The sequence below is a fragment of the Sphingomonas sp. genome, assembly GCF_036387595.1.
In the GTDB taxonomy this organism is placed as follows: domain Bacteria; phylum Pseudomonadota; class Alphaproteobacteria; order Sphingomonadales; family Sphingomonadaceae; genus Sphingomonas.
Genome location: NZ_DASVTL010000027.1, coordinates 1 through 1531, shown reverse-complemented (window position 1 = coordinate 1531; position 1531 = coordinate 1). Strand labels below are relative to the sequence as shown.

Below are 1531 nucleotides of genomic sequence, written 5' to 3'. Positions count from 1 at the left end.
ACGCATTTCTGGCTCGACGTCGCAGTCGAATAGGGGCGCGATTCCAGGCCGGTGAACACGTTCTTGAACGGGACCATCCCCGCATTGACGAACATCAGCGTCGGGTCGTTCTGCGGCACCAGCGGCGACGACGGTACGATCTGGTGGCCCTGCGACGCGAAGAAATCGAGGAAGCCGCGGCGGATGTCATTGGTGGAGGTCATGGGAGAGCGACTTAGGCGAGAGGATCACCGCCCTCAAGCCCGGCCGTTTACACCGCCCCTCACACCGGCGAGTCGATCGAGCGGGGCGGCTCGCTGAACCAGCGCGGGCCCGCGGCTGTCATGTGGAAGCAATCCTCCAGCCGAACGCCGAATTCGCCGGGCAAATAGAGTCCTGGTTCGTTCGAGAAGCACATGCCCGCGGCAAGTGGCGTGGCTTCGCCGTGGACGAAATTGACGGGCTCGTGACCGTCCATGCCGATGCCGTGCCCGGTACGATGCGACAGGCCGGGCAAGCGGTAGCCGGGCCCATAGCCGAGCGCAGCGTAACGGCGGCGGACGGCATCGTCGATGCTGCCCGCGGGTGCGCCGATCCGGGCGGCGGTGAAGGCGATCCGCTGGCCCTCAGCGACGTGGTTCCAGACGGTGCGCTGCTCCTTCGACGCGGCGCGGCGATGCACCCAGGTGCGCGACACGTCGGACTGGTAGCCCCCAACGGCACAGCCGCAGTCCATCAGCAGCATGTCGCCCTTGGCGAGCTTCGCCACCTCACGGCTGCCGTGCGGCAGTGCGGCGGCGGGGCCGATCAGCGCCATCGAGAATTCGGGCTCGCCACCGAGCTTCTCGGTCGCGGCGGTCATCAGCGCGCCGATTTCGGAGCCGGTCATGCCAGATTCCACACGTTGGTGGGTCCAGCGATACGCGGCGATGGTCACGTCGGTCGCAAGTTGCATCAGCGCCAGTTCCGGCGCGGTCTTGATCATCCGGATGCCACGTACCACCGGATCGGCTTTAATCATGCGGGTGCCCGGCAAGGCGCGGGCGACCCCGTCCTCGACGAAGAACCGGACGGTTTCCTCGATCCCGATCGGTCGGCCGGCGACGCTGCGGTTCCGGACGAAGCCGGCCACCACTGCGAACGGGCATTCGTCTTCTTGCCAGACGCGGACCTCGGCCGGGATCGCCAGCGTCTGCCGCACCGAGGGCTCTTCGAAGAAGGGCGTGACGATGCAGGCTTCACCCTCGGCGGGAATGATCGCGACGGTAGTGCGTTCGCTGCGCCGCCAGCGCACCCCCGTGAAGTAGGTCATCGACGATCCCGGTTCGATGAGGATGGAGCCGATCCCGAGCGTCTTCATCGCTGATTGTGCACGGGCGACGCGGCTTTCGTGCTCTGCCCTGTCGATAGGTTTGGCGGCAGCGGTTATCGGCGAAAGCGCGGACAGATCGGGTTCTGCGGCGCGCAGTATTGCGGCGGTCGAGAGCAGCGGCAGAGCGGCGGCGGTGCGGATCAGGTCGCGGCGGGATGGCGAGTAGGACATCGCACAGCG

Annotated in this window: 2 protein-coding genes; both read right to left on the bottom strand. The window is 66.9% G+C overall.

Translation table 11 applies throughout. The features are described from left to right. A partial coding sequence (locus tag VF643_RS01175) for an alanine--tRNA ligase-related protein (protein ID WP_331041528.1) occupies positions 1-203 on the bottom strand: 203 nt, incomplete at its 3' end. Between the two features lie 59 nt (positions 204-262). Beyond that, positions 263-1522, bottom strand: a complete 1260-nt coding sequence (locus VF643_RS01170) for a Xaa-Pro peptidase family protein (RefSeq protein WP_331041529.1) — start codon at positions 1520-1522, stop codon at positions 263-265. Positions 1523-1531: the final 9 nt, after the last annotated feature.

Coding starts and splice junctions, on each gene's coding strand:
- VF643_RS01170 (WP_331041529.1), bottom strand. CDS start 1,522: ATGTCCTACTCGCCATCCCGCCGCGACCTGATCCGCACCGCCGCCGCT.